Raw genomic sequence first — 25,842 nt, forward strand, 5'->3', positions numbered from 1 at the left:
GGTGTAGATCAGGTACGCCGCCTGTTCCGGATGCGGACGCAGGTTCAACGCGGTGGCCGGTTGCGAGCGCCAGTGCGCATTCGCATCGACCGCAACGACCTCACCTTTGAAGTCCGCAGGCGCTGCAGCATCGCTAACCAGCCAGCGCGCGCCGCTGTCCGCCAGCACGAAGGCCTGACGTTCGGCGGGCCATTTCGGGTCCAGTGGCACGTAAGCCGCGCCCGCTTTGAGGACCGCGAGCAAGCCGACGACGAACTCCACGGAGCGCTCCAGCAACAGGCCGACGCGGCTTTCAACGCCCACGCCGCCCTGACGCAGATGCTGTGCCAGACGGTTGGCATCGGCGTCCGCCGTGGCGAAATCGATGTGCTGTTCTTCACAGCGCAACGCCAGATGCTCAGGCTGCGCGAGGACGCTGGCGTCCCACAGGCTCAGCACGTCGCTGGCCGGGAACGACACCGCTTCGGCGTCCAGTCGCGACAGCACGGCAGAGACCTGCAAGTCGGCCAGACGTGCGCTCGGCTGGGTCACTACCTGCGCGCAGATGCGCAACAAATCGGCGGCGAAACCGGCAATACGTGGCTCGTCGAACAGGTCGCAGGCATAGGTGAACACCGCTTGAATGCCTTCGGCGGTGTCGGTGATGTCCAGCCCCAGGTCGAAGTGCGCGGAGAAGTCGTCCAGTTGGTTGACGTCCATGCGCAGACCGCCCATGTCGACGTTCTGCGGCAGCGGGAACTGCTGGGTGAATTTCACCTGGCACAGCGGGTTGTGGCTGAGGTTGCGGGAAACGCCCAGCGCCTCGACCAACTGTTCGAACGGCAAGTCCTGATGGTTCTGCGCGCCGAGGGCCGTGTGTTTGACCGCTTCGATCAAGGCGCTGAAGGATTGCAGCGGCGAGACGTCGGTACGCAGCACCAGCGTGTTGACGAACAGACCGATCAGGCCCTCGGCTTCGGTGCAGGTCCGCCCTGCTACCGGCACGCCCACGCGCAGGTCGGTCTGGCTGGCGTACCGCTGCAACAGGGTTTTGTAGGCGGCGAGCATGACCATGAACAGCGTTGCGCCGTGCTGGCTGGCGAGGTCGCGCAGGCCTTGGCTCAAGGTCGTGTCGAAAGCGATGGCATAGCGGGCGCCGCGATGGCTTTGTTGCGCAGGACGAGGGCGATCGGCAGGCAAGGTCAGCACGGGTTGGGTGTCGCCCAGACGAGCACGCCAGTAATTGAGTTGACGCTCGCCTTCGCCACCGGCAAGACGGCTGCGCTGCCAGGCGGCGAAATCGGCGTATTGAATCGGCAACGGCGCCAGTTCCGGGTTACGGCCCTGAACGTGGGCGCTGTACAACGCCGCCAGTTCTTTGAGGATGACCTGGACCGACCAGCCGTCCGAGATGATGTGGTGCAGGACCAGCACCAGTTGGCGCTGATGCTCACCCAGACGCACGTTCAACACCCGCCACAGCGGCCCGGTTTGCAAATCCATGGGTTGCTCGACAGCGGCCTTGGCCAGTTCGCCCAAGGCTTCCAGCGGCTGGGCGTGCAGGCTCAGGTCATGCTGTTCGATGAACACCGGCTCAGGGGCATGAATGCGTTGCACCAGCACTTCGTTGGCATCGATGGCGAAGGTGGTGCGCAGGCTTTCGTGACGGGCTGCAAGAGCGTCGAAACTGCGTTGCAGGGCGACATCATCAATGGCGCCACTCAGGCTCAACTGGCCGCACAGGTGATAGGCGCTGCTGTCAGGCTCCAGTTGCGCCAGGAACCACAAACGCTGCTGGGCGAAAGATTGCTCAGGTGCACTGTCACGGGAAATGCGCGCCACCGCTGTCGGGCGCTCAGTGCCACGGCCCTGACTGGCGACGTGGGCATTGAAGGCACCGAGCGTCGGGTGTTCGAACAGGTGAGCGGGTTCCAGTTTCAGACCCAGCTCGCTGTTGAGGCGGGACAGCACTTGCACCACGCTGACCGAATCGCCTCCACGGGCGAAGAAGTGATCACTGGCTTGCAGGTCGTCCTTGCCCAACACTTCACGCCAGGCCGCCACGACTTCCGGCATAAGTGATGCGGCATCGGCGGCGCTGTCTTGCGCTTCGGTGTCCAGCAAGCGGCCGTCCTGCCAGATCGCAAAACTGTCGAGGCTGCCGTTCTGCCAACCGACACGGCACGCCGAGCGTTGCAGCTTGCCGCTGGTGGTACGCGGCAGCGCGCCGGGCTCCAGCAGCACGATGACTTTCGGGGCGACCAAAAACAGTTCGGCCACCGCATCGCGCACGGCTTCGCAGATCATCTGCGGCTTCATCAGGCGACGCACGTTGCGGCTGATTTCCAGCGCTAGGCCCACCCCTTCGGCGCCCTGCTCGTCGGTCACCGGGAAGGCGGCAATGCGCCCGCGACGCAGCAGCTCGACGCTCTTTTCCAGAGACTGCTCGATATCTTGCGGGTAGAGGTTCTGGCCGTTGAGGATGATCAGGTCTTTCAGGCGGCCGGTGATAAACAGCTCGCCACCGCTGGCGATGCCCAGGTCGCCGCTGCGCAACCAGCGCTTGCCGTCTTCTTCAACGAAGGTCTGCGCGGTGGCTTCGGCGTTCTGCCAATAGCCCTGGGCGACGCTTGGACCGGCGATCCAGATCTCACCGACCTGGCCAGGTTGCAGCACTTGCTGGCTCGCCGGATCGACGATGCGCAGATCGTGATCCGGGCGGCACCAGCCACAACCCGGCAGGCGACTGGTGGAGTTTTGATTGGCGAACAATGCCTCGTCGGCGTCGCCTGCGGCGAGCTGGCTGCCGTCGAAGCGTTTGATGCCGAACGGCGCGTCGCGGTGGGCGGCGCTGACGTACAACGTCGCTTCAGCCAGCCCGTAACTGGGGGTCAGTGCGCGACGGTCGAAACCGGCGGCGGCGAAATGCTTGCTGAAGGCGTCCAGCGTGGCGATGCGAATCGGCTCGGAGCCAGAGAACGCCAGGCTCCAGTTGTCCAGTTTGAGATGCTTGACCGCACTCGGCTTGATGCGCTCGACGCACAAGCGGTAGGCGAAATCCGGGCCGCCGGAGAAGGTGCCGTTGTATTGGCTCATCACTTCCAGCCAGCGCGCCGGACGGCCGAGGAAATAGTTCGGCGACATCAGCGTCAGGGTGCCACCGTAGTACAGCGGCAGCAGCAGGCCGCACATCAGGCCCATGTCGTGGTAAAGCGGCAACCAGCTGACCCAGTTCTCGGTGGAGGCGTCAGTGACGAAATGCCGGGCCATGGCGATCTCGTTGGCCATGAGGTTGTCGTGGGACACCATCACGCCTTTCGGTGCACTGGTGGAACCCGAGGTGTATTGCAGGAACGCCAGCGACGAGGTGTCGATCAGCGAGGGCTGGAAAGCGCCCAGCCCGCCGTGGACATCCTCGATGGCGATGAAGCGTCCGTGCACCGGCATGAACGGTTGCAACAGGTGCTGGAATTTATCCAGATCCTCGCGACGGCCCAGCACCATGCCGGGGGCGGCGTCCTGAAGAATGCCGGTCAGGCGGTCCAGATGAGTCTGGCGGTTGTACTCGGGCGCGAACGCCGGTACGGCGATGACGTTGGCGTACAGGCAACCAAGAAACGCCGCCGCGTAGTCCGCGCCGGTCGGCAGGATCAGCACACAACGTTCGCCACCCCGTGCGCCGAGATGATGCTGCAACACGCCCGCGATCGAACGCGCCTGCTGATCCAGTTGCGCGTAGCTGGTCAGGATCGGGTCCTGGTCTTCCTGGACGATGTGTCGAAGGGCAATCCGGTCCGGCTGGCTCTGCGCATAAAGGCCCACCAACTCGGGAAAATGCGCGGCCTGATCTCGTATGGATTTCATTCTTTCACCTGTTTGTTTCGGCAAGACTCAACCCACAGAAGACCGAAAGGCCTCCCGCAAGGTTGTAAGAAAGGATTGGGTGATCGCAGACGACCACCCTGTGACGGCTAAACCTGAATCAGCGCGCCAGCTTCAGCGCCACGCGCTCATGGGGCGCTGGTCGGCTCGAACAGGGCTGCTCGTACTCGGCGAAGATCGACTCCACCACCTCCTGAGAACGCACCGCCAGCACCGACAGCAAGGTGTCGCTCAGGCCGTGGCTGTCTTCACAGCAGCCCTGAAGGAAGATCCCCGCTTCACTGCCCGCACGCAGCGGCAGGCGGTAATCACGGTCGACCGTTGGGCCTTGAATGTATTCCTGAAGACCGGCCAGCAATTCCAGGTGGTAGTCGCGGCGATAACCGGTGGCCAGCACGACGATGTCGAAAGACTCGCTGTGAGTCTGGTCATGGGAGCCGTCGCGCAGGAACAGCTCGATCCCGGCGGCACCGACTTCGGCATGCACCACTTCGCGATTGGTCAACAGGTGATGGCGCTCTTCGCCACGCACTTTCTGCTGATACATGCGCTGGAAAATGGTCTCGATCAGGTCGGTGTCGACCACCGAGTAGTTGGTGTTGCGGAACTCGGTGAACAGCGCATCGCGGCGCTCTTCGCTGTGATTGAAAATGGTGTCGGTAAACGACGGGTTGAAGATCTGGTTGACGAACGGGCTGTCGTCAGAAGGCTTCAACGCACTGCCGCGAATCACCAGGCTGGCCTCGACATTGTCGAAACGGGTGGCCAGATCTTCGAAAATTTCCGCCGCGCTCTGACCGCCGCCCACCACCGCCACACGCACAGGGCCGGGGCGGTTGACCAGCAGTTTTTCGATGCCGCCCCGGTAGCCCGCAGAATGCAGAACGCGCGGGTCTTGCACGCTGTCGAACGCCGCCGGCGCCTGCGGAATGCCGCCAATGCCGAACACCAGATTGCGTGCGCGACGACGGGAAATACCGCCACTCGGACCACGGGAAATCACATCCACCGCGACGAAACGACCGTCCTGAAAATGCGGCTCGACCGAGATCACTTCCTCACCGTAGTGGGTCTGTTCGTTGAAGTGCGAGGCCGCCCAGCTCAGGTAGTCGGTGTACTCCTCGCGGGTCGGAAAGAAGGTTTTGAGGTTGATGAAATCCTGCAGACGGCCCCGCTCCTTGAGGTAGTTGATGAAGGTGAAACGGCTGGCTGGATTTCGCAGCGTCACCAGATCCTTGAGGAAGGAAATCTGCATGGTGGAGCCGTCGATCAGCATGCCTTCATGCCAGTTGAACGCTGGCTTCTTTTCGAGGAAACACACTTGGGGCGCCAGACCGTTGCGCAATGCATGCTCCTGAGTGGCGATCGCCAGAGCCAGGTTCGACGGGCCGAAACCAATGCCGATGTAGTCGTAGACGAGTTCCATGTTTCCCTCTCGTTAGGAGCGATGCGCGGTCAGATCCGGCAGAGTTATGAGCTGTGTCACAGACGCCTGGGGCAGTTCGCGCGCATCGAAATTGAGTAAGACTGATTATCATTACAAAGACGCCTGAGCCTTCCGGCTGTTTAGTCTTTGGCGATGAAAAACTTACAAAGCCTTTACGATTTTTCGCTGGTACGCGCCGCCGATCTCTTCCACCGCATCACGGCTGGCGTTATCGCGACGATCGCCCTGCAATTCGCTGAGCTGGCCTGCCTCCATCTTCACCAGCCGGTCCGCCAGATCGAAGTACTGATCGTCGTGGCTGATGGCGAAAACGGTGATCCCGGCCTGCTTGAACATCGGCAACAGCTCGCGGTAGAAGAACCGGCGGAACAGCGGGTCCTGATCGGCGGCCCACTCGTCGAGCAACAGAATGTCGCGTTTTTCCAGCACCGCCAGCAGCAACGCCAGCCGCTTGCGCTGGCCCTGAGAGAAACGCGTGTCGAGCAAATGCCCTTCGCCAATCTGCACCTTGTGCTTCATGTGCAATTGATCGAGCCAGTGATCGACCTGCGTCGCGTCGGCGTTCTCGCCATCGGCGCCAAGTAGTTGCGAGAACAGGTGGAAATCGGTGAACACGCTGGCGAACAGGTGACGGTAGGCGAGCCAGTCGTCTGCGCCGATGACTTGACCGTCGATCAGAATCGCGCCCGCCGACGGGCGATACAGACCACTCAGGAGGCGCGCCAGGCTGGATTTTCCGCTGCCGTTGCCGCCCATCAAAAACACCGTTTCGCCACGGCGCAGGGTCAGGTTGACCGGGCCGACATCGAAACCGGGTTCATCGCCCTGGGCCGGATAGTGGTACTCGACATCGCGCAGTTCGAGAGTCTGCCAATGGCCGACAATGTGGCTCGGCGCAACGTCGAAGCTTTCGTGATGCTCGGCCAGCGCCAGCGACTCGACCTTGTCCAGCGCCACGCGACCGGAGACTTGCGCCGGGATTGCAGCCACAGCGAGCACCAGCGGGGTGCGCATGAACAGCACGGTCAGCGCGTAGGTCGCCGCCACTTCGGTCGGCGCCCAGCCCAGACCGTTCGCCAGGTAGAACGCCAGGCCGATGGTGCCCAACACCATGATGTTCGCCCAGTTACTGGCCAGCCCGTGATAACGATCCGCCAGAGTGAAATGCTCGCGATAGCGCAATGCGGCGGCGTCGAAGGTTTCTTCGTAGAGACGACGGGCGCGGTCGCGGTTGAGGGTCAATTCCTTGCGACCGTCGATCACGGACTGGTAGCTCTGATAGAGCTTGTCTTCGGACTCACGCAGCGCACGAATGTGGGCGTTGAGTTTGCCGACCAGCAACCAGCCAACGCCCAGGGTGAACGCCATCCAGCACAGCGTGGTGATGAACAGCGAAGGCGACAACCAGGCCAGATAACTGAACGCCGCAACGCTGAGCACCGATCCGTAGATCAGGTCCGGCAGTTGCACGAACGCCATGGTCACAGCGCGGATGTCACTGGACAGGCTGGCGTAAATTTTCGCCCCGCCGATGGATTCGATGCGTTCGATATTGGTGTCCAGCAAGCGCTTGACCATCACCCGGCGCAGACCGTACACGAATCGATGCCCCAGTGCCGTCAGCGACAGCGACGCGCCCGAGGCCAGCGCCAGCAGCAGCGCCAGCATCAGGCCGAACTGCCACAGCGCAGCGCCCAGTCCTTCGTGGACGCTGATCATGCGCTGATTGACGAAGGCGATCACGCCCACGCTCAACAGGCCGCTGCTGATGCTCAGCAACAGCACCATCGCGAGGGGCCAGCGGTATTGCTGGAAGACCAGACGAACTAGTTTCATGAATGACTCCGGCAGAGAAGCAAAAACAGAAAAGGGTGAAACGACGCCTAGATCTCGCCCAGCCGCGCGCGGCAATGGGACAGGGTGTCGCGCAACAGGAAATTGACCATCGTCGGTGAGGTGCCGATGACCTTGGCCACATCACGCTGGGTGTAGCCCTGAATCTGGCTGAGGTTGAAGACGATGCGCATGCGTTTGGGCAGTTCGTTGAGCGCGCCGACCAGTTGATTCACCGATTCACGCCCCGCCAGCACGCGCTCGGGGGAGACGTCAAAACGTGGCTGCTCTTCCAGCTCGGTTTCGGCACCATGATTGCGCTCCAGCCGTTGGCGCCGCAGACGGTCGATCGAAAGGTTGCGCACCACGCGGAACATGTAGTGCGCAGGCTCAATGGAGGCGAGATCGCTTTCGAGCATTTTCACGAAGGCGTCCTGCACCACATCTTCGGCACGGGCACGGCAGCCGAGGAATTTTGCCGCCAGGCGCAGCAGGCCTTCCCGATGGGTGTGGTACGTCCCCATCAACGCGTCGAGACGCGGATCCACGGACGCACAACACCCGCCAACACCGGTGGAGCGCAGCCTTGTGGACTGGCTCATTGCAGGATGAAAATCCATCTTGTTCGACATCCCTGGTTACAAAGGAACGCGAAGAATAACGCAAACGATTCTCATTGCAATGTAAGAAATTTTACCGCTTGGTGAAACTTTCGTTATATGGATGTGGTCGTTTCGTGAGCCGACGAATGGCGGCTATATGCTGGCAAAATCGCTGTAAGCCTTTATTTTAAAAGGCTTTAGAGAGATCAGAAGATTGAGGGAGAGGCGTGGCAATACAGCCTAGACGTCAATTTTTTCTTGTCAAAAAAATGTGTCACTCATGATACAAATTCGCGAGAAGATGAGAATCACTTCGCATTCTCATCTTGTCCGGCCAAGTGTCCACGTCGAAAAGCAGGACCCTTCCTACGTCATCAATCGCAGCTCCAGGTACTGCAACAACATGATGGTCTTGCCATCGGCGATCTCGCCCGTTTCTACCATGGATATCGCTTTTTCGAAGCTCAATTCCAGCACTTCGATGTCTTCCCCCTCCTCCTCCAAACCACCGCCATCGCTGACCCGGTCATCAGACCGATACTCACCGATAAAAAAGTGAATGCGCTCGGTGACCGAGCCGGGACTCATGAAAGCATCGAAGATCTTGCGCACCGATCTGACCACGTAGCCCGTCTCTTCTTCCGCTTCCAGCCGAATCCGCTCTTCAGGGCTGGCATTGTCGAGCAACCCAGCGGCGGTCTCGATCAGGTAACCGCTGTGATCGTTGACGAACGCAGGCATGCGAAACTGCCGCGTCAACACCACGGTGCGGCGTTCCAGGTTGTACAGCAGGATGGTCGCGCCGTTGCCACGGTCGTACACCTCCCGCGTCTGCGATTGCCAGCTACCGTCGCGGCGTTGCAGGTCGAAGCTGTATTTCTTCAGCACGTACCAGTTGTCAGAGAGGGTTTCTTCGGCGGTAACGCGAATGGGGTGGCTGGACATGAATGGCCTTGATGACAGGACAGTACCGGATTGAACACGGCTCCACCCTAGCAGGACTTCCCGAGCGGTGCGAGCCAGGTCCAGTGGCCATGACTTCGCTTAACACAACGGATTGACCGTCTTCAAAGGGGCGGACTATCGATTGTGTCGATAGCCAACATACCGCGCAGCACCGTTCATTTTGTCGAGGCAACACGGGATCATGGCGCCATTGACGAACCGAACAAGGATTTCCCGATGTCCATCAACATGACCATCCTGCTAATGCTGATCGTGTCCTTCTCCATCGCTTTGGCGGGTGTTGCTCAGTACTGATTCGGTACGTCGCGCGTGGGTATCGTGATGGTGATGGCGGCGGTGGACAAGCGCGCGAGCCGAGGCTACACCTGATGGGCTGTCGAGCAATCGCCGCCCCTGGCCGCCTTTCCCCTGCTTGTGGCTGTCCGGTCATTGCTCAGCGTCTTCACTTCCCGACCGCTGAATACAAGGACCTCCTTTCATGGACAGTTTCATTCTGAGCACTCGCAGCAAAGCCAATGGCGTATTCGGCAAGGACGTCGGCCCGGTGTCCTTTCTGCAAGTCCCCGCCAACGTGAACGATCCCCTGCCCAGCCATAACGTCAACTCTGCCAACCAGTGGATGAAGTCGATCCTGCAGCAAGCCAATACCGGCCATCAGGCACTGGATGTGGTGTTTTTCGTGCACGGCTACAACACGCCATCCAAGGAAGCGCTGACCCGCCAGCGTCTGATCGAGAAAGAACTGCGCGCCCGCAAGTACGCGTGCATGGTGGTGGGGTTCGACTGGCCATCGGAGAATCAAACGCTGTTGTACCTGGCAGATCGCAGCAAGGCCCAGGACTCGGCGGCGCAATTGGTCAAACGCGGCATCCTGCCGTTCATGACGTTTTCCCAGCCGGACTGCCCGGTCAACGTGCACGTCATGGCCCACTCCATGGGCGCGTTCGTGGTGCGCGAAGCGTTTCGCTCGGTCGACAAACTGCGTGATTCGGGCCTGGCCAACGACTGGCGCATCGGCCAACTGGTGCTGTTCGGCGCGGATATTTCGTCGTCGTGTTTTGCGCTGGGCAATTCGGACATGATCCCGACCTTCAATCACTGCGGCCGGCTGACCAACTATTTCAGCGGCTACGATGAGGCGCTCGCGGTCTCCAACGCCAAGAACATCGACATCAGCTCCCGGGTGGGCCGCGTTGGCATGCCCGAAGATACCCCCGCAGACGACAAGGCACTGGACGTTGATTGCGGACCACGCTACCTGGCCGTGCGGAACCGCACATTCAAAACCATCGATGGGCTGGTGTCCCATTCCTGGTACCTGGAAGACAGCAACTGGTACGACGATCTGGCGTACACCCTTCAAGGCAGCATCGACCGCAACTCAATCCCGAGCCGGACACTGCTGCACAAGAATGATTTCGTGCTGAATTGAGGCGCTGGTGATCGGGATCACGACTGCCTGTAGCAGTCCAGCTTGCCGACGATGGCGTCCTGAAAATCGCTGCCGCCGGCAAGCCGGACTGCTACAGGGTAATCGCCGAGAGACTCCCCCCCAAGGCAAACGAGTCTGATGTCAACAACCCGCTCAATCATTCAAAGAAATCCGCCACCGCCTCTTTGCTCCCCACAAAGAAACTGTCGGCCACGATCCGCAACGGTTGCAGGTCCAGATCGCTGCGGCCCTCGGCAATCAGTTGCGCGAAATGACGGTACATCGCCGGGTATTCCCCCTCGTCCGGCAAGGTCTGCGCCGCGCCGTCGATACTCACCACCGCACCACCGGAATCCAGACGCAACATGCCCTGATCACTGTACAACTCGATACGCCACAGTTCGTTCTCACCATGATCGAAATCGAACTCGGCCCGCACCTCAGTTTGCCCCGCGGTGCGCATGTTCAGCGATGCAGTAATGGGCGACTGGCAATTGCCCGGCACACTCAAACTCGCCGATTCGACGAACACCGCATCCGGCAGCAATTCAGTGACGATGGACAGCGCATTGATGCCCGGATCGAACACCCCTAAACCGCCCGCCTGCCAGATCCACGCCTGACCGGGGTGCCACTTGCGCACTTGCTCCTTCCATTCCACACGTACGTGTTCCAGCGCCTTGCCCTTGAGCCAGGCTTTCGCAAAGGCCACACCCGGCGCAAAACGCGAATGCCAGGCGAACAACCCGCAGACGCCCGCCTCATCCACTGTGTCGATCAACGAGAATGCCTCGCCCAACGTCGAGCACGGTGGTTTCTCCACCAACACATGCTTCCCCGCCTTCAGCGCCTGCTTAACCAGCGCGAAGCGGCCTTGCGGCGGCGTGCAGAACGCGATCGCATCCACCTGCGGCCCTCGCGCCAGCAACTCGGTCAACGAGCTGAAATGCTCGACACCGGGACAGGGTTGCCCCAACGTGGCCACGGCCACCAGCTCGAACTGCGGGTTGGCGCGGATGGCCGGTACATGCTGGTCCTGTGCGATCTTGCCGTACCCCACCAGCCCCAAACGAATCGGACGCATTGATGACTCCTGTGATCTTGTCGTTATTGTTTACAGACGCGCTTTCAGCCAAAAAGCGGTTAATGTCACGAACTGGTGACAAAACGCAGCGAAATGCATGAAATATCCCGGCGATTTGATCAGAGCCACGAGACCGTCGCAACCCTTGCGCGCAACCGCTATGCTGGTGCGCAATCAGGTCGGACGAGCGACGCCCATGGGAGCTTTCATGTGAGTGCACGAACGATGCAGACGGCCTGCAAGACATTGTTCGTGTGCGCACTCACCCTGGTGATCAACTCTGCACACGCTAATCCCCCGACGTGCCCGACCGGCGAGAAACTGATCTGCCTCAACGGCTGTTTCTGTCTGCCCGACATCGGTCAGGTACTGGGCAGCGGCATGCCCACCGACGTCACACAGATTGCCGGACCCGCACTGTCGTTGTGGATCAGCCAGTCTCGCGCGCAAGCCGCGACCGGTCTCGCCCAGCCAATCCCCGACGCCATTCGCGAAAAGCTGCTGCGCTGGTATCCACCCAGCGTGCTGGACGCTGCGCTGTACAAGGTAGGCGACAACGGTGAATTCAGCGCCGCCAACACCATGCTGCAAAATCCCGACATTGGCGCCGTCACCCTTATCGACATCATCGTCTTTCGCACCGCCGAGGCCGCCGAAAACGATGTCGCCCTCTGGGCACACGAACTCAAACATGTTGAGCAATATCAGCAATGGGGTGTCGACGGTTTCGCACAGCGCTACACCGAGGATTTCAACGCCGTGGAAGCGCCCGCCTACACCATTCAGACCACGGTCAGCCGCGTGCTGCGGGGGTTGGACCCGTGAAACGCGTTCGTGAGGGCCACTATCGTCCGGGCACTGAAAAGCTTGTAGGATGCCTGTCCCCATAACGTCTCGCAGGCCTGGACCTGCGTCAGACCATTCCAGACAGGAAGTACGGAGTATTTGGCATGACACAGCAGTCCGTCATCAGCGTGGCGCAACGCATCACCCTCACCTTTCTCGCCGCAGCCATGCTGCACGGCTGCGCCTCGCAACCCACCGGCCGCCAGTGCCTGGACAATTTCCGCACCGACGGCAACCTGCTGGTGGGCAAAAGCTTCACCACCTACGCGTACCTGCCGGATACTCCCTACAAACGCGCCTTCAAGAACGTCAACAACGTGCTTACCACCGAAGGCTTTCAGATGAAGGTCTCGAACCCTGAGAGCGGCATCGTCAACGTTTACCAGCAAGTGGGCGCCAGCAAAGTCGCACCGCTCAACGCTCTGGTGGAGAAAGCCGGAAGCGGGTCGAAAGTGACCATGACCTTCGTCACCCAGGCCGGGCTGTACACCCCGGAGGACGAGGCGAAGAAGCATTTTTGTGACTATCTGGATCGGGTGGCGAAGTAAACGCTGACCCATCATCGAACTTAATCCGCCCCCAGCGACTGCTTATATTGCCTAAACGGCTCATTTTGATAGGCTAGACTGCAACGCAACTAAAAATAAGCGGCCTTAATTGACCGTTTATAGAGTTTAAACAGTCGATGACGGCCGCTTATGATTGATTTTTTCCCAGTGGATTGCACCTCTACGCTGCAACGGATTGGCTTGCTGGTCAAAACCAGTCGCCTGAAACAAGGTGTTCGACAGCAGGATGTCGTGACCAGACTGGGCGTTCCAGAAAAGGTCATTCGTCGCATCGAACAGGGAGACCCGTCTGTCAGCGTGAAGTCCCTGATGCTTGTGCTTTGGAATCTGGGATTGATGGACAGTGTATTCCGCCCGCTCGAAGACAGCGTCACGTCCTTCCTCGACCTAAAAGAAGAGACCGCCGGACGCAGGGTTCGTCAACGCCGCGCCAAAGCGGAAGATTTCTGATGCCGAACGCCTATATCTACATGGAACACCCCGAAACGGCAGAAGTGCTGACACTGGGCAGACTGACGTTACAACCGAACAAGCCCGGTGAGTTCGTTTACTCCCCCGCCGCGCTGGAAGCAAAAATCTGGGTGCCCGACCCCGTGCGTTTTCCCACCCACCGGAATCGGCCAGAAGCCCCTGCCTCGCCTATCAGGGCTGGACACCTTTCTGGACGTCTGCGAAGTCATCTACGACCGGGACCTGAATGAAGACGCCGTCAAGAAACTCGGCGTCCGGGAGCAGCGCTCATCCGTAGGCGGCGCCCGCCCCAAGCGCACCTTTCTGGGGGAAAAAAATTGATCCTCGCCAAGCCTCGCGACCGTTTCGATCAATTTGACCTCGCGCCGCTGGAGCATGCCTGCATGACATTTGCCGCGAAAAAAGGCATGCGTGTGGCCAATACCTCGCTCTACAACGACTCAAAAGGCACGACGCTGCTGGTGGAGCGCTTCGATCGAACCTACGTGAACGGGACATTCCGACGCATCCCCATGCTCAGTGGCCTGACCTTGCTCGACACGGACTGGAACATCCCCGACATGCGGGCCAGATCCTATGCGCGCCTGGCGGACGAGATGTACCGAAGAAGCGTACCGGACGAGGACCGGCGCGAGCTGTTCGTGCGCATGGTCTCAACGCGATGGTGGGCAATGCCGATGACCATCCGCGCAACCACGCCATTTACGGCCAGTTTCTTCGGGGCGAGGAATTGAAACTCGCCCAGGAAGCGACCACGTCCAGAATGTTTTCAGGCCGATGAAGGGCTTTACCACCAGGCACAACCGACTCACCGCCCCTCCAGCAACGCCCCCGCCTTGTCCAGCAAGCCCAGCGGATCGTCGGTCTTGTGGATGTCCACCGACAGTAACTGGCGGAATTTACGCGCGCCCGGGAAGCCGGTGCCCAGCCCGAGCACGTGGCGGGTGATGTGGTGCATCGCGCCGCCGTTACGCAGGTGGGCTTCGACGTAAGGTCGCAGTTGCGCCAGCGCCTGGGCGCGGGTGATCGCAGGGTCGCTGCCGCCAAACAGCTCACGGTCCACCTCAGCCAGCAGATAAGGGTTGTGATACGCCTCACGCCCCAGCATCACGCCGTCGAAGGTGTTCAGGTGCTCCCGGCATTGCTCCAGGGTCTTGATGCCACCGTTGAGGATGAACTCAAGGTCCGGGAAATCCCGCTTGAGTTGCGCGGCCACGTCGTAGCGCAAGGGCGGAATCTCGCGGTTTTCCTTGGGCGACAGCCCTTCAAGAATGGCAATACGTGCGTGCACCGTAAAACTGGTGCATCCGGCCTCGCGCACCGTGCCGACGAACTCGCAAAGCTGCTCGTAGCTGTCACGGCCATTGATGCCGATGCGGTGCTTGACGGTCACCGGAATGGACACCGCGTCACGCATGGACTTGACGCAATCGGCGACCAGTTGCGGATGGCCCATCAGCACGGCACCGATCATGTTGTTCTGCACCCGGTCACTCGGGCAGCCGACGTTGAGGTTGACCTCGTCATACCCCGCCGACTGCGCCAGTCGCGCACTGGCCGCCAAGTCCGCCGGATTGCTGCCGCCCAGTTGCAGTGCCAGCGGATGCTCGCTCACGTCATGGCGCAGAAAGCGCTCGCTGTCGCCATGAAGCAGCGCGCCCGTGGTGACCATTTCGGTGTAGAGCAGCGCGTTTTTCGACAGCAGACGCAAGAAGAACCGGCAATGGCGATCGGTCCAGTCCATCATCGGGGCGACAGAAAACCTCCTACATACCGGATCTACTGGGGTGGCGAGGTTTTCTGCTTGTGTGCTCTGCATATACAAAATTCTCGTTTACTGCCATTTACCCTGTGCTCGCTCATTTCCGAAGAGCCGTCGCCACGATAAGCAAGCTCGGTCGGCCGTGCAGCAAAATCAGGGCCACTGTTAGCCCTTCGCGAGCACAGGAACGATTCGTCGGACCTGCACCGCTGGAAAGGCGCGACAGTTTATCAGGAAAGCCAGACATTCGAGCCTGGGCACCGCAGGCCTCGGCCATGGCGTAGAGGAACTGTTCGACGCGGGAATGCAATTGGCTGTTCATGATCAAACGTCACGCAGTTTCAGAGCGTTTTCTTCAGCGGCCTTGCGCGCCAGGCCTTCCAGTAGGAAGCGTTGCCAGTTGCCGTCGTAGGTGTTGGCCGACTTGCCCGGCAGCACTTCCAGCTCGCCGGTCAGTGACTGGGCTACCATCATGTCGAAGAACCACTCTGGCATCGCCCAGGTGGTCCACGAGGCTGTCGGAGCCTTGCACATCGAAGCTGATGAAAACAAAGCCTTTGTAGCTCTCGATCCTGGCTTTCTTCAGCCCGCGCGTGGCGTTGTCGAAGCCTTCCGGGTACTCGCCGGGGGGGGGCTTGACCTTGACCAGTCGACCGTCGCTCTTGTAGCACCAGGCGTGGAATGGGCAAGTGAACGTGGACTGATTGCCCTTGCCGACGCGTGTCAGCGTCGTGCCGCGATGCTGGCAGGCGTTGATCAGCGCAAGTCAGCGCATCGATGCACCCTGTGCGTCACGGGCGATTGTCGTTAAGAAAAATTTCGCCATTTTTTGTGAAACGCACCTAGGAATACATTCTCGCCCACGCCCATGAGCCGCTGTCGATCTAGCAACTGGCAGGACTGGCGGGCGTCAGTGTGCGCACACTGTTTGCCGGTTTCAGAGAATTCCGCAACATCAGCCCGATGGCCTTTCTGCGGGACGTGCGGATGGAACGGGTGCATGGTGAACTGTGTGGGGGCACCGACTCGGTGACGGGCATCGCATTGAAATGGGGGGTTGCCCACTTGGGGCGTGTTTCTCAGGAGTACCGCAAGCGCTATGGTGAACTGCCGTCGGAAACCTTGCGTTTCCGGCGTTGAGCCCCCTCCCCAAAAAAACGCACCCCATAAAAAAACCCGCCGAAGCGGGTCGTTTTTCATTTCATGGCCATTCCAACATCCTGTCGGTAGCGCTCCGCGCAATGGCTGATCATCCTTGACCTCCGAAGCCGTTCCTGTGCTTCAGCTGACGGATCCAATATGCCGCTCAATTGTTACAGTTCATAGAGCGGGTTTTCTTTTCTTCGTGTAAGCCTTTGGCTATACACGCTACGGGAAAAACAGCCGAAACAATGGGGATCGTCAGGGAACAACCCCTGTCGCTCAGGCTCCAAGCAGTCTGGATCGAGCGTTGCCCTCCCCGGCGACCGATCATCACGTTCTCTGCCCCGCTCCTCAAAATATCCATGCACGGCGGATTGGCGGCTGAGGTACCGGACAGTTGTTTGCGCAAACGCAGGCCACCGGAATCAGCGTGTTTGATGCGGTTGACGCCCTTGAGTGACCGGCGACGCTCGGGTAATGTCTTCAAACCCACAGGACAGAGCACGCTCATGACTTCCAAGCTGGAACAACTCAAGAAAATCACCACCGTGGTCGCTGATACTGGCGATTTCGCTGCCATTGAAAAACTCAAACCGGTCGACGCCACGACCAACCCTTCCCTGCTGCTCAAGGCTGCGTCCAGCGACAGCAACGCCGAGCGTCTGAAAGAAGCGTTCAGCGGCGCCAAAGACGACATCGGCCTGGCCAGCGACCGTTTCGCCGTGGCCATCGGTCAGGAAATTCTGAAAGTGGTGCCGGGCCGTGTGTCCACCGAAGTGGACGCGCGCATTTCCTTCGACACCAACGCCTGCATCGAGCGCGCCGAGCGCCTGGTGGACCTGTACGACAAGGCGGGCATTGGCCGTGATCGCATCCTGATCAAACTGGCTTCGACCTGGGAAGGTATCCGCGCCGCCGAACAGTTGGAGAAGAAAGGCATTCAGTGCAACCTGACCCTGCTGTTCTCCTTCGCCCAGGCCCAAGCCTGTGCCGACGCAGGCGTGTTTCTGATCTCGCCGTTCGTGGGCCGGATCTACGACTGGTACAAGAAAGCCGAAGGCAAAGAATACGTGGGCGCTGAAGATCCGGGCGTGAAGTCCGTGACCCGCATCTACAACTACTACAAGGCCAATGACTACAAGACCGTGGTCATGGGTGCCAGCTTCCGCAACCTGGGCCAGATCGAAGAACTGGCAGGCTGTGATCGCCTGACCATCAGCCCGGATCTGCTGCAAAAGCTGTCGGAAGACACCGGCTCTCTGGTGCAGAAACTCAAGCCTGGCAACGGCGGCGAGCCGCGTCAGACCTTGAACGAAGCCCAATTCCGCTGGGCCTCCAATGAAGACGCCATGGCCACCGAGAAACTGGCTGAAGGCATCCGTCAGTTCGCCCGCGACCAGGAAAAGCTGGAAGCGTTGTTGCGCGCCAAAGCGTAATCGTCCCAAACAAAAAGGGTGGCCTCCTCGCGGGTGCCACCCTTTTTTTGTGCCAGCATCACTCGCCTGTGTGGGAGCCGGCTTGCTGGCGAATTCGCCGTGTCAGGCATCCCAATGTCTCTGATCCGTCGTATTCGCCAGCACGCCGGCTCCCACAACCATCGCAAGACCTACAGACCATTGTCATCAGACAAGGCCATATCTCAATGCGCTACTGATGCTCCAGCGCATTCACCAGATCACAGAACGCCGCGCGATTGGAGTCATTCAACCCCATCAGAATCTTGTGTGCTTCGAGCACCTTGGCCTTGACCACATCCTCGCATTGATCCTGCGATGGCAGGTCGCTAAGTGCTTCCGGACGAGGAATCGGCTTGCCTACGATGTTGAACACCTGATCGAAGCCCATCGATTGCAACAGGCGCGTGATGTCTTCGTGGGTGGTCACGACAGTCGGCAACAGCCCCGCTTTTTGACGGGACAGAATGGACAACTTGGCCAGCAAGCCAAGCGTGGTGCTGTCAATGCTGCGCGTTTCGGTCAGGTCGATCACCACGGTCGAAAAATTCATCGCGGTGAAGATCCGTTCGATCGTCGCATCCAACGCCGAGCAGAGAGTCAGACGCACTTCACCCACGAACTTCAGGACGAACGTGCCGTCTTGCTCGGCAAACTGGATTCTACCGGTACTCATTAAAGGTTCCTGCTCAACACTAACAAGGCGATATCATCCGGCATCTCCCCGAGTGTGGCCAATCCAAACTTCTGACGCAGGCCATCCAGGCTGCCGCCCGCCGACTTCACCCATTCGGGCAAGCTGGCTTCTTTCTCTTTGAGTGTATCACCTGGCAACAGGTCCAGAATGCCATCAGACAGCAGAGTCAGACTAAAGGACTCCGGCAGCTCCAGCACATGGTCCGAATACGTCGCCTCATTGAACAATCCCACCGGCAGTCCGCGCCCTTCCAGGTAGCGGGTTTCGCTCGGTGTGTACAGCACCGGCAGCGGCAAATGCCCGCCCACGCTGTAGGTCAGTTGCCCGGTTTGCTCGTCGATGATCCCGCCAACCATTGTCACGTGCTTGCCCAGTTTGCAACTGATCAGGCCACGGTTGATATGGCCCAGCACGTCGGACGGCTTGAATGCAGGCAGCGAGCCGCCGCGCTTGGATTCGAACAGCAGCCGTGTGGTCATGAACTTCAGCAGGACGGTGATGAACGCTGATGACGCGCCATGGCCCGACACGTCGGCCAGATAGAATGCCACGCGGTGGTCGTCGACCCGGAAGTAATCCACGAAGTCGCCGGACAGGTACAGAGACGGGATGATTTCGTGTTCGAATTCGAACGAGTCAATAGCCCAAGGGCTGGTCGGCAGCATGTTCATCTGCACCTGACGACCGGCGTCCTGATCTTCCTGAAGCAAATGCAGACTGGCTTCCAGCTCGCGGTTGGCGGTTTCGAGCTTCTGACGATAAAGCTGGTTTTCCTGAAGCAGACGCGCGCGATCCAGCGCCCGCTTGACCGAGTGCTCAAGCACTGCGAGGTCTTCCAGGGGTTTGATCAGGTAATCAGCCGCACCCAGACGCAACGCCTCGACAGCATCGCTCATGACACCTGCGCCGGACACCACGATCACCGGGGTTTCCGGCGACAGGCCGGTGACCTGACGGATCAGTTCGAGGCCGCCCACCTGGGGCATGCGCAAGTCACAGATCACAAGATCAGGCTTGTTTTGCTCGAATGTCTGTAGACCCTGCAGGCCGTTGCTGGCTTGCAAGACGCTGAACCCACTGTCTTCCAAATAGGCCGCGAGACTCGCGCGCACTACTTCGTCGTCATCGATAATCAGCAGCGTGGCACTGGTTTTTTGCATGTGGGCAAACGGCGCCAGATCAGGTTGGCGTACGCGGTCGGAGGATGTCGGACCGCCTACTGGATTCGCTTTTAGCCTCTCTGAATCAAAGGTAGCGGACTTTTGGTCAAACGCTTCATTTAACAGAGCTGCCCTTCAAGGCGCAGACGGTACTCCCATCCGCCGGGCGTTTCAAGCGTGCTCCAGCGGTCGGCAGGCGTCTTTACATCACAAATCACCGGGAGTTATAAGAACCCCTAAATCAGCAACAAAAACGAAGGATGCGCCATGGGCCAGATTGATCGCGACTATGCAGAGAAACGAGATTACATCCGCATGCGTGTCGACGCGGACATCAGCCTGATCTATGCAGGCCAGATCATTCCGGCGGTGTGCGTGGACTTATCCAGCTCCGGCATGCAGATACAGGCGCCGCGCACTTTCAAAGTCGGCGACCGGATCAGCGTGAAAATCGAATCCGAGCACACCGCGCTCAAGGGCCTGGAGGCTGACACCGAGGTGGTCTGGATAGCCGATATCGGTGTTGGAGAGCAAAAGCTGGGGTTGACGATTCTCACCATGAAGTAATGGCACTTCGGAACTACGTCACAATTTAGAAAAGTTTTGAAAAATAAAAGGCGACCCGAAAGTCGCCTTTTTTTGCATCGGGTGAACGACCGGCCTCGATCAGAAGTCGTCGACGACCTTGCCATCCTTGACCTTGAACTCGCGGTTTTGCAGGTAGGCGTTGCGGATGAAGATGTACTTGTCACCGTTGATCAGCTTCTCAGCCGACAACAGGCTTGCACGGGTGTCCACCACGCTCACACCAAAGGCCGTGTTGCGAGTCGGCACGTGGTCGATGTAACGGTACGGCATGGTGTACGTGTCAGGGTATTTGGCGAACGCGTCACGCACGGTGCTCGGGCCAAAGAACGGCAGCATCACAAAAGGACCGCTGCCCACGCCCCAATGGCCGAGGGTCTGACCGAAATCTTCGTCGTTGCGTTGCAGGCCCATCTTGGTGCCCACGTCGAAGAAGCCCAGCAGGCCGAAGGTGGTGTTGAGGATCAGGCGCGCGGTGTCGACACCGGCAGCCTCAGGTTTGGCCTGCAACACATCGTTGGCGAAGTTGGTCACTTCCCCGATGTTTTTGAACATGTTGTGGATGCCGTCTTCGAGGAACTGCGGCGTGATGAACTCGTAACCCTGGGCGATGGGCTTTAGCGCGTAGGTGTCGACGGTGTCGTTGAAGCGGAAGATGGCGCGGTTGACGCCTTCCCATGGATCTTCGTCAGCGGCCTGAGCGGCCATTGGCACCAGTGCCAAACCGGCCCAGAAGCACGTTCGAGCCAGACGATTGATAAAGCCAGCACCGGTCACGGGCATAGCAAAGACTCCCAGTCAAAGTGATGAAGCGGGCGCTACGCCCCAAACCAAAGGTGAGAGTATAAAGCGTTCTGTAACGATTTACGTCGCCGAAATCCGAAGGAATTCTACAGATCGCTAAACATCGGCGAACAATGTCACCTATCAGTCATCGCACTGTCATGCAAAACCCTTAGTGTTATGGGCATTTGAGAGGGAACTTCATGCTCGCCGCCGTCGCTGCGCCCGCCCTGCCGTTTACCGCTGTGCTCTTTGGCCTGAGCGGTTGTCTGGTCGATTTCGGCGCCCAGACCCGCACGTTGCGCAGCACGGACGGCACATCCTTTCTTTCCCTGGACGCCAGCGCGTTCGCCTCGCCCACGCCAGGTGCCATCGCCGCGTTGAAACGCCTTAAACAGCAAAGTATTCCCTGTGCCTGGATCGACGAATATCCCGCAGGCATCGCCGAGCAACTGGCTGCCCCGCTTGAAAACCTGATTCAACCCACGCCCAGCCCGAACAACCATTGGCCTGCGCCAGATGCCTGCTGGCAGGCTCTGATGAGCCTCGGCGTCGGCCAGATCGACGGTTGCGTATTGGTCAGCGGCGACCCGCGCCTGTTGATGGCCGGCCTCAACGCCGGTTTATGGACCGTGGGCCTGGCGTCTTGCGGTCCGCTGTGCGGACTGTCGCCTGCGCAATGGGACGTCCTGAGCGACTTGCAACGCGAACGCCTGCGCGGTCGTGCCACGCTGGAGCTGTATGCTTCGGGTGCACACTCGGTGATCGATCATCTGGCAGAACTGGAATCGTGTCTGGCAGACATCTCCCTGCGTCGTCTCAAGGCCGAAAAGCCCTGATTGATCAGGGTCATGCAGAGTGTGCGGGAGTGGATTAGTCTTAGCGATAAAGGACCTTTGCCGATGCCGTGCGGTCCATGCTGAGACTATTCATGAAGGGAGTACCCTATGCCTGCCCGCGAACTGCAAGAACAGCTGGACACCCTGCGCGAGCAACTCGAACAGAACCCGCCGCTGACGGAAGAAGAGCGCGTGCATTTGCATGAACTGATGGCGCAGATTCAGGCCGAAATCGCCGTGGAAACCGCCACTCCGGACAACAATCTGGCCGACGGCGTCAATCTGGCCATTGAGCGCTTTGAGGTCGAGCACCCGACCATCGCCGGTACGTTGCGCAATATTGTGCAGACGCTGGGGAATATCGGGATCTGATAACCACCTCTCGCCAGCACCGCCCCATCGCTGTAGCCGCCCGGCAGTGCTGCTAAGGAATTCGGGACGAATATCTTAAGCCGGACTCCATTATTGTGTGAGCCGGCTTGCTTGCGAATGCAGAGTGTCAGTCACGTCATCTGTCACAGGCACACCGCTTTCGCCAGTAAGCCGGCTCCCACAAAGACCGCACACAACCTCAAGCCTTGCGCTCAAGTCACTGCCGCGCCAACCGCCCATTCTCCAGGGTCAGCTTCTCAGTGCTGCGGTACGGGTTGATGTCCAGCCCGCCGCGACGCACATAGCGCGCGTACACCGTCAGTTTTTCCGGTTTCAGCAGACGTTGCAGGTCCATGAAGATCCGCTCCACGCACTGCTCGTGGAAATCCGAGTGTTGACGGAAGCTGACGATATAAGCCAGAAAACTGGCATGATCCAGCGCCGCACCCCGGTATTCTACCGCCACGCTGCCCCAGTCAGGCTGGCTGGTAACCGGGCAGTTGGATTTGAGCAGATGGCTGTGTAACACCTCCTCCACCACCCGCGTTTCATCGCAGCGCAGCAACTCAGGCTGCGGGCGATCGTAGCTGCTGATGGTCACGTCCAGATCATCGACGCAAACCCCTGGCACCGCCACAATGCCTTCTGCTTCGATCTCCTTGAGCGAACGAATACGCACATCCACCGGCTTGCCGGCCGCTGCCGACAGGTCTTTCTCCAGGGTCGAGACCAGCTCGGCCTGCGAGGCGAATGGCGTCTGGTTCAGTGAGTTGAGGTACAGCTTGAACGATTTGGACTCAATGATATTGGGCGATTCAGCCGGAATGCTGAACTCACCGATCGCCACCACCGGCTTGCCGGACGGCAGCAGCCAGGACAACTCATAGCAGTTCCAGAAATCGACCCCCTGATACGGCAGTGTCTCGGCGGTCAGCCCCAGTTCCGCCCACTTCGCCGTGCGCGGAATCGGGAACAACAGGGACGGTGTGTAAGTGGCGATGTATTCACTGGACTTGCCCAGCGGCGAGTGTTCGGCTGCGGGATGCATGGCGGGACCTGAAAACGTATAAAAAGGGCGGAGGTAAAATCCTGACCGGCAAGTTTATAGGTTTTGCCCCACGCTTTCAGCGTTTACTCGGCAATCGAGATTTTTCCCACCATACCTGCCTGATAGTGGCCGGGAATGTTGCAGGCAAATTCCAGATCGGTGGCCTTGGTGAAGGTCCAGGTCAACTCGGCGGTCTTACCAGGTTCGACCAGCACACTGTTCGGGTCGTCGTGCTTCATGCTGCCATGATCCATGCCCGCCATGTCATGCTTCATGCCAGTGGAAGTCAGCATGCCGCTGGCGACCATCTTGAGCATTTCCTGCTGATGGGCCGCGTGCATGGCCGCATCGCCCAGGTTGAACTCATGCAGCAACTGGCCTTTGTTGACCAGCACGAAACGCACGGTCTCGCCCTCCTTCACGCGCAGGGACTTGGGCTCGAAGTACATGTCACCCAGCGTCAGTTCCACGGTGCGTGTTGCCTGATCGGCATTTTCCGCATGACCAAAATCGAAATGCCCGCCCGGTGCGGCCTGAGACATCAGGCTGACGCTCAACAAGGCAGCAGCAGCGATAAAACGAGCAAACATATACATTTCCCTTAACTACGCATTGATACGCTCACAGTAGGTCGCCACCTCTGGCATTAAGCTGACCGTAACATTACAACTTTGTAAGCTTGGCCCCTGCCTGGCCCGCTCGCGTTATAAAGCGGCCTTGCCAACGAGCTGTGAACCGTACATGAAATTACTGATCATTGAAGATCAAGCGAAAACCGGCCAATACCTGCGCCAGGGCCTGACCGAGGCGGGGTTCAATACCGAACTCGTCGCCGACGGTACTACCGGCCAGCATCTGGCGCTGACCGGCGATTACGCGCTGCTGATTCTGGACGTCATGCTGCCCGGCCGCGACGGCTGGCAGATTCTGCAAGCGGTACGCAACGCGGGCCTCGACACGCCCGTGTTGTTCCTCACTGCCCGTGACGCCGTGGAAGATCGGGTCCGAGGTTTGGAACTGGGCGCGGACGACTATCTGATCAAGCCGTTCGCCTTCTCCGAACTGTTGGCCCGGGTGCGCAGCCTGTTGCGCCGGGGCAGCAGCGCCAGTCTGGAAACCCATCTGCAATTGGCCGACCTGCGTCTGGACCTGCTACGCCGTCGTGTAGAACGCAACGGCCAGCGCATCGACCTCACGGCCAAAGAGTTTGCCCTGCTGGAACTGATGCTGCGTCGCCAGGGCGAGGTCCTGCCCAAATCGCTGATCGCCTCTCAGGTCTGGGACATGAACTTCGACAGCGACACCAACGTCATCGAAGTGGCGATCCGCCGCTTGCGCCTGAAAGTCGATGATGGCTACCCGAACAAGCTGATCCACACCGTGCGCGGCATGGGCTACGTCCTCGAAGAGCGGAGCCTGTGATGTTCAAGCGGATGTCTCTGGGCAGCCGCCTGGCGCTCTTGTTTGCGGCCTGTACCGCTGTGGTGTCGCTGACCGCTGGTGTGCTGTTCAACCGCGCCAGCGAAGCCCACTTCATGGAGCTGGACCAGCAATTGCTGGAGAGCAAACTGCCCACCCTGCGCGACGCGCTGATGGGCGTCTCCAGTATCGATCAACTCAATGAGCATCGTCAGGCATTACAGGGGGAACTGGCGCACTCTCCCGACCTCGCCTTGCAGGTGCGCAGTTCGGAGGGCGCGCTCTGGTTCGACAGTATGCCTACTTCGACGCCAGAGATGAGTGGCCACACCGGTCTGCACACTCTGACAGGCAATGGCATTTCCTACCGCTCTTACGTTGTTGCCCTACGCCCGGATCAGCCGGATTCTCCACAACTGACTCTGCTGCTGGACATCACCCACCACCAGCACTTTCTGGAACGCATGCAACACCTGATCTGGCTCACAGTGGGTTTGTCTGCGCTGGCCACTGCGCTGCTTGGGGCCTGGGCCGCCCGCAGCGGCTTGCGACCCTTGCGCGACATGAGCGAGGTCGCAGCCAGCGTATCGGCCAGCTCGCTGACCACCCGCCTGCCCCATCACGAGTTGCCCGCCGAGCTGGCCGAGCTGGGCCTGGCGTTCAACGCCATGCTCGGCCGTCTCGACGACGGGTTTCAACGGTTGTCCGCGTTTTCGGCGGACATCGCCCATGAGCTGCGCACCCCGCTGTCGAATCTGCTGACACACACTCAAGTCACCCTCACCCGCCCTCGCGGTCTGGATGAGTACCGCGAGGCCTTGCTGGGCAATCTTGAAGAGCTGCAAGGCATGGCGCAGATGGTCAACGACATGCTGTATCTGGCCAAAGCCGAGCATGGATTACTGACCCTCAACCGAGAACACTTGCAATTGCACGAAGAAGTTGACGCGTTGCTGGAGTTTTTTCTGCCGCTGGCAGAAGACGCGCAGGTGACATTGGTTCGCGAGGGGCATGCCGTCATGAAGGGCGACCAGCACATGCTACGCCGCGCCCTCTCCAATCTGCTGGACAATGCCTTGCGCTTCACCCCTAAGCAGGGTCGGGTGTCGGTCACTCTGACGTCAGCGGCTCAGACACTCAGTATCCGTATCGAAAACACCGGCAAGACGATTGCGCCCGACGCGTTGCCCAAACTGTTCGACCGGTTCTACCGGGCAGATCCGGCGCGCCATGAGGGTAGCGAGCATGCGGGGTTGGGGCTGGCAATCACGCAATCCATCATCAAGGCCCATGGCGGGACCATTCGCTGCGAATCGCAGGATGGCGTGACGCGCTTCTGGATCGAATTGCCGAACATAAATGACGGGTAATGCACTTCTGTGGGAGTGAGCTTGCTCACGATTGAGGCCATGTACTCAACACAATACAGCGCCTGAAATACCGCCTTCGTGAGCAAGCTCCCCCCACAA

The 25,842-nt window shown here is 59.7% G+C and carries 25 protein-coding genes and 2 pseudogenes (1 of these 27 running past the window's edge); 13 read left to right on the top strand and 14 right to left on the bottom strand.

From position 1 onward, the window contains the following. The 5 genes from ACI5GA_RS04665 to nudK form a co-directional block, all read right to left on the bottom strand. Positions 1–3,843, bottom strand: partial view of an amino acid adenylation domain-containing protein gene (locus ACI5GA_RS04665; RefSeq protein ID WP_421421943.1) — the 5' portion only. The gene continues 5,889 nt to the left of window position 1, outside the view; only the first 3,843 of its 9,732 coding nucleotides appear in the window; its start codon is at positions 3,841–3,843; its stop codon lies beyond the left edge, outside the window. A 118-nt stretch (positions 3,844–3,961) separates the two neighbouring features. Next, on the bottom strand, positions 3,962–5,287 hold the full coding sequence (locus ACI5GA_RS04670; protein WP_404630602.1) for a lysine N(6)-hydroxylase/L-ornithine N(5)-oxygenase family protein: 1,326 nt from the start codon (positions 5,285–5,287) through the stop codon (positions 3,962–3,964). Between the two features lie 162 nt (positions 5,288–5,449). Next, positions 5,450–7,144, bottom strand: coding sequence for a multidrug ABC transporter permease/ATP-binding protein (locus ACI5GA_RS04675; RefSeq protein WP_404630604.1), 1,695 nt, complete (start codon positions 7,142–7,144; stop codon positions 5,450–5,452). A 47-nt stretch (positions 7,145–7,191) separates the two neighbouring features. Continuing rightward, positions 7,192–7,743 (bottom strand): sigma-70 family RNA polymerase sigma factor, encoded by a 552-nt coding sequence (locus ACI5GA_RS04680; protein WP_404630606.1) that lies wholly within the window; start codon positions 7,741–7,743, stop codon positions 7,192–7,194. 366 nt (positions 7,744–8,109) lie between these two features. Next, complete coding sequence (nudK, locus tag ACI5GA_RS04685; RefSeq protein ID WP_404630608.1) at positions 8,110–8,688, bottom strand: GDP-mannose pyrophosphatase NudK; 579 nt, start codon at positions 8,686–8,688, stop codon at positions 8,110–8,112. Positions 8,689–8,832: 144 nt separating this feature from the next. Here nudK and ACI5GA_RS04690 point away from each other — a divergent pair, with 144 nt between their 5' ends. Both ACI5GA_RS04690 and ACI5GA_RS04695 read left to right on the top strand, forming a co-directional pair. Next, the gene (locus ACI5GA_RS04690; protein WP_404630610.1) at positions 8,833–9,003 is read left to right on the top strand and encodes a hypothetical protein; all 171 of its coding nucleotides are present in this window, start codon (positions 8,833–8,835) and stop codon (positions 9,001–9,003) included. A 184-nt stretch (positions 9,004–9,187) separates the two neighbouring features. Beyond that, positions 9,188–10,141, top strand: a complete 954-nt coding sequence (locus ACI5GA_RS04695; RefSeq protein WP_404630612.1) for an alpha/beta hydrolase — start codon at positions 9,188–9,190, stop codon at positions 10,139–10,141. 157 nt (positions 10,142–10,298) lie between these two features. On the opposite strand, the gene ACI5GA_RS04700 is transcribed toward ACI5GA_RS04695, so the two are convergent. Further along, a complete protein-coding gene (locus ACI5GA_RS04700) occupies positions 10,299–11,225 on the bottom strand; it encodes a Gfo/Idh/MocA family protein (protein ID WP_421421944.1) in 927 nt (308 codons plus the stop codon). Between the two features lie 225 nt (positions 11,226–11,450). Here ACI5GA_RS04700 and ACI5GA_RS04705 point away from each other — a divergent pair, with 225 nt between their 5' ends. The 4 genes from ACI5GA_RS04705 (at position 11,451) to ACI5GA_RS04720 (ending at position 13,845) form a co-directional block, all read left to right on the top strand. After that, positions 11,451–12,050, top strand: coding sequence for an eCIS core domain-containing protein (locus tag ACI5GA_RS04705; protein WP_421425441.1), 600 nt, complete (start codon positions 11,451–11,453; stop codon positions 12,048–12,050). Positions 12,051–12,175: 125 nt separating this feature from the next. Beyond that, the gene (locus ACI5GA_RS04710) at positions 12,176–12,619 is read left to right on the top strand and encodes a hypothetical protein (RefSeq protein ID WP_404630616.1); all 444 of its coding nucleotides are present in this window, start codon (positions 12,176–12,178) and stop codon (positions 12,617–12,619) included. A 150-nt stretch (positions 12,620–12,769) separates the two neighbouring features. Then, positions 12,770–13,090, top strand: a complete 321-nt coding sequence (locus tag ACI5GA_RS04715; protein ID WP_421421946.1) for a transcriptional regulator — start codon at positions 12,770–12,772, stop codon at positions 13,088–13,090. A gap of 338 nt (positions 13,091–13,428) precedes the next feature. After that, positions 13,429–13,845: a HipA domain-containing protein gene (locus ACI5GA_RS04720; RefSeq protein ID WP_421421948.1), complete on the top strand. Its 417-nt coding sequence runs from the start codon at positions 13,429–13,431 to the stop codon at positions 13,843–13,845. Positions 13,846–13,919: 74 nt separating this feature from the next. Here ACI5GA_RS04720 and dusA read toward each other — a convergent pair whose 3' ends face one another. The 3 genes and pseudogenes from dusA to ACI5GA_RS04735 form a co-directional block, all read right to left on the bottom strand. Next, entirely contained in the window at positions 13,920–14,930 is a 1,011-nt protein-coding gene (dusA, locus tag ACI5GA_RS04725; protein ID WP_421421951.1) for a tRNA dihydrouridine(20/20a) synthase DusA, read from the bottom strand. A 40-nt stretch (positions 14,931–14,970) separates the two neighbouring features. Beyond that, on the bottom strand, positions 14,971–15,195 hold the full coding sequence (locus ACI5GA_RS04730) for a hypothetical protein (RefSeq protein ID WP_421421953.1): 225 nt from the start codon (positions 15,193–15,195) through the stop codon (positions 14,971–14,973). A gap of 71 nt (positions 15,196–15,266) precedes the next feature. Further along, positions 15,267–15,636 (bottom strand): annotated as a pseudogene (locus ACI5GA_RS04735) (Rieske 2Fe-2S domain-containing protein); the annotation flags it as partial. 47 nt (positions 15,637–15,683) lie between these two features. Here ACI5GA_RS04735 and ACI5GA_RS04740 point away from each other — a divergent pair. Together ACI5GA_RS04740 and tal are read left to right on the top strand one after the other, a co-directional pair. Then, positions 15,684–16,013: pseudogene (locus ACI5GA_RS04740) on the top strand (helix-turn-helix transcriptional regulator); the annotation flags it as partial. Positions 16,014–16,525: 512 nt separating this feature from the next. Further along, positions 16,526–17,452, top strand: a complete 927-nt coding sequence (gene tal, locus ACI5GA_RS04745; RefSeq protein WP_404630626.1) for a transaldolase — start codon at positions 16,526–16,528, stop codon at positions 17,450–17,452. A gap of 211 nt (positions 17,453–17,663) precedes the next feature. Here tal and rssC read toward each other — a convergent pair whose 3' ends face one another. Beyond that, positions 17,664–18,146 carry an anti-sigma factor antagonist RssC gene (rssC, locus tag ACI5GA_RS04750; protein ID WP_404630628.1) on the bottom strand — a complete coding sequence of 161 codons (483 nt, stop codon included), beginning with the start codon at positions 18,144–18,146 and terminating at the stop codon, positions 17,664–17,666. Continuing rightward, positions 18,146–19,327, bottom strand: a complete 1,182-nt coding sequence (rssB, locus tag ACI5GA_RS04755) for a two-component system response regulator RssB (protein ID WP_421421955.1) — start codon at positions 19,325–19,327, stop codon at positions 18,146–18,148. The genes rssC and rssB overlap by 1 nt, the downstream gene beginning before the upstream one ends. Positions 19,328–19,594: 267 nt before the next feature. Between rssB and ACI5GA_RS04760 the strand changes: the two genes are divergently transcribed. Beyond that, positions 19,595–19,894, top strand: coding sequence for a PilZ domain-containing protein (locus ACI5GA_RS04760; RefSeq protein ID WP_404630632.1), 300 nt, complete (start codon positions 19,595–19,597; stop codon positions 19,892–19,894). A 99-nt stretch (positions 19,895–19,993) separates the two neighbouring features. Here the strand turns inward: ACI5GA_RS04760 and ACI5GA_RS04765 are convergent, their stop codons facing one another. Then, positions 19,994–20,695, bottom strand: a complete 702-nt coding sequence (locus tag ACI5GA_RS04765) for an MlaA family lipoprotein (RefSeq protein WP_404630634.1) — start codon at positions 20,693–20,695, stop codon at positions 19,994–19,996. 203 nt (positions 20,696–20,898) lie between these two features. Here ACI5GA_RS04765 and ACI5GA_RS04770 point away from each other — a divergent pair, with 203 nt between their 5' ends. Together ACI5GA_RS04770 and ACI5GA_RS04775 are read left to right on the top strand one after the other, a co-directional pair. Continuing rightward, a complete protein-coding gene (locus ACI5GA_RS04770; protein ID WP_421421958.1) occupies positions 20,899–21,534 on the top strand; it encodes an HAD family phosphatase in 636 nt (211 codons plus the stop codon). 108 nt (positions 21,535–21,642) lie between these two features. Continuing rightward, positions 21,643–21,906 carry a DUF4404 family protein gene (locus ACI5GA_RS04775; protein WP_404630638.1) on the top strand — a complete coding sequence of 88 codons (264 nt, stop codon included), beginning with the start codon at positions 21,643–21,645 and terminating at the stop codon, positions 21,904–21,906. 217 nt (positions 21,907–22,123) lie between these two features. Here the strand turns inward: ACI5GA_RS04775 and queF are convergent, their stop codons facing one another. Together queF and ACI5GA_RS04785 are read right to left on the bottom strand one after the other, a co-directional pair. Next, positions 22,124–22,954: an NADPH-dependent 7-cyano-7-deazaguanine reductase QueF gene (gene queF, locus ACI5GA_RS04780; RefSeq protein ID WP_421421960.1), complete on the bottom strand. Its 831-nt coding sequence runs from the start codon at positions 22,952–22,954 to the stop codon at positions 22,124–22,126. A gap of 83 nt (positions 22,955–23,037) precedes the next feature. Beyond that, positions 23,038–23,550: a cupredoxin domain-containing protein gene (locus ACI5GA_RS04785; protein WP_421421961.1), complete on the bottom strand. Its 513-nt coding sequence runs from the start codon at positions 23,548–23,550 to the stop codon at positions 23,038–23,040. A 145-nt stretch (positions 23,551–23,695) separates the two neighbouring features. On the opposite strand from ACI5GA_RS04785, the gene ACI5GA_RS04790 reads away from it, so the two are divergent. Both ACI5GA_RS04790 and ACI5GA_RS04795 read left to right on the top strand, forming a co-directional pair. Beyond that, positions 23,696–24,376, top strand: coding sequence for a heavy metal response regulator transcription factor (locus ACI5GA_RS04790; RefSeq protein WP_404630643.1), 681 nt, complete (start codon positions 23,696–23,698; stop codon positions 24,374–24,376). Next, the gene (locus tag ACI5GA_RS04795) at positions 24,376–25,743 is read left to right on the top strand and encodes a heavy metal sensor histidine kinase (protein ID WP_404630645.1); all 1,368 of its coding nucleotides are present in this window, start codon (positions 24,376–24,378) and stop codon (positions 25,741–25,743) included. The genes ACI5GA_RS04790 and ACI5GA_RS04795 overlap by 1 nt, the downstream gene beginning before the upstream one ends. Positions 25,744–25,842: the final 99 nt, after the last annotated feature.

Source organism: Pseudomonas sp. Pseu.R1 (assembly GCF_045764065.1).
GTDB lineage: Bacteria > Pseudomonadota > Gammaproteobacteria > Pseudomonadales > Pseudomonadaceae > Aquipseudomonas.